The following is a 1,859-nucleotide window of genomic DNA, read 5'->3' on the forward strand; positions in this document are numbered from 1 at the left end:
AGGTCAACAACTACAGCGTCAACGTCACCGCGAGCCGCGAAGCCAGCTCGGGCGTCGCCGAGTGGTTCGACGGGCAGGTCGGATCGGACGGCACCATGATCGGTGCGGGCGTCAACCAGGGAACGACATCGCCCGGCGAGCTGAACTTCGCGTTCTGCGGCGAGCTGGCCGCGCACGGCGGCACGCTGTCGGGCAGCATGCCGCTGTGCCTGGGCCAGGGCTCGAACCACGACGACGGCGAATCCAACAACTGGTGGGTCGGCGGAACGGGCTGGCAGACGCCTCACGTGGACTCCGACGCCGCCGTCGAGATGCTCGCCGCCGCGATCCCCGAGGCGGATCCGGAGATGTTCCTCGGCACCGAAGTGCGCATGATGATCCATCCCGAGCACGCGACGGCCGTCTTCGTGCTCAGTGGCACAGCGGCACTCGGCGTCGCGGTCGACGGATTCGGCTTCGTGATCGGGCTCGGCTGACCGCGATCCGCCGGAGCACGTGACGCGAATGTTACGCCATCCCGTCCCGTGTGCCGCGCGGGTGCGTCCGTGCTCAGAGACCGACCAGTTCGGCGCTGCGGTCCCAGAGGGCGCGCGCGAGCGCCGGATCCTCCGCGTCACGATGCGGCCGGGCGAGGCGATTGTTCACGTAGTACCCGCCGCGCTCCCAGTCGAAGCCGGGCTTTCCCATCGCCATCCACGTCAGCTTCGACCCTCCGACGTCCGTGCCGTCGAGGATGCGGTTGAACAGGTCGTTCTGATAGAGCATCCGCCACGGACCCCGCGCGGCAGCCGCGAAGCCGGTCGCCACCGCGCCCGGGTGGAACGACACCGCCGACACTCCCGCCTCCCCGAACCGACGATGCAGCTCCTTCGTGAACAGCACGTTCGCGAGCTTGCTGTTGCCGTACGCGCGCCCCGCCGAGTAGCGCCGGCGCGCCTGCAGATCGTCGATCGCGAACCGCGAGAAGCGCTGGGCCTGGCTCGATGTCTGGATCACCGACGCCTGCGAGGTGCGAAGCCGCTCCAGGAGCAGGTTCGTGAGCAGGAACGGCGCGAGATGGTTCACCTGGAAGGTGAGCTCGTATCCGTCCCGGGTCTCCGTGCGCTCGCCGAACACCCCTCCGGCGTTGTTGGCCAGCACGTCGATGCGTGGATACTGCTGCAGAAGCGTCTCCGCCAGCTCACGCACCTGCGCCAGATCGGCGAAGTCCTCGACGTGCGACGGCACATCCAGTCGCTTCGCGACGGCCGCGGTCTTGTCGGGATCGCGGCCGACCACGATCACCTGCTCCCCCGCCTCGTGAAGCTGGCGCGCAGATGCCGCGCCGATTCCGTCGCTCGCCCCGGTGATGATGATCGTGCGTGTCATGATTCTCCGCTCGTTTCGACTCGCGGCCATGTTTCGCGAGCGCGGCGGCGGTGGCAAGGCCTCCCGCCGGGCCCCAGCGATGCGCTATGGCGCGGTGCCGCAGACGGACACCGCGCCATGGCGACGGTCAGGAACGTGTCTGCTCGCGACGATCGCGCCGGAGGGAGGCGAAGACGAGGGCGCCTCCGAGGGCCAGCAGTCCGAGCGCACCCGCCAGCGCACCCGTCATGCTCGGGGCGCCGGTCTGCGCGATCTCGCCGGACGGCGATCCCGACACCCCACCTTCCGCTTCCTCGTCGGTGCCGTCGCCGCTCGAGCCGTCGGTGTCGCCGCCGGTTGCGTCTTCGTCGGACCCGCCCGACCCGCCGTCGGATCCGTCTCCGTCGGCGCCGCCCGAGTCGCCGTCACCCGTATCCGTTGCGACGAGCGTGAAGGCGTCGAGGTAGCCCCAGTCGCCGTCATCCGCAAGACCGCGGACGCCCACCGTGACC

Annotated in this window: 2 protein-coding genes and 1 pseudogene; 1 reads left to right on the top strand and 2 read right to left on the bottom strand. The window is 69.8% G+C overall.

Annotation, left to right across the window (positions count from 1 at the left end):
- A partial coding sequence (locus B4E30_RS14160) for a hypothetical protein (RefSeq protein WP_286795725.1) occupies positions 1-476 on the top strand: 476 nt, incomplete at its 5' end.
- Between the two features lie 73 nt (positions 477-549).
- Here the strand turns inward: B4E30_RS14160 and B4E30_RS14165 are convergent.
- Both B4E30_RS14165 and B4E30_RS14170 read right to left on the bottom strand, forming a co-directional pair.
- Positions 550-1,368, bottom strand: coding sequence for an SDR family NAD(P)-dependent oxidoreductase (locus tag B4E30_RS14165; RefSeq protein ID WP_286795726.1), 819 nt, complete (start codon positions 1,366-1,368; stop codon positions 550-552).
- Positions 1,369-1,495: 127 nt separating this feature from the next.
- Positions 1,496-1,859, bottom strand: a pseudogene (locus tag B4E30_RS14170) (hypothetical protein); the annotation flags it as partial.

The sequence above is a fragment of the Microbacterium sp. UBA3394 genome, from assembly GCF_002358725.1.
Classification (GTDB): Bacteria; Actinomycetota; Actinomycetes; order Actinomycetales; family Microbacteriaceae; genus Microbacterium; species Microbacterium luteum.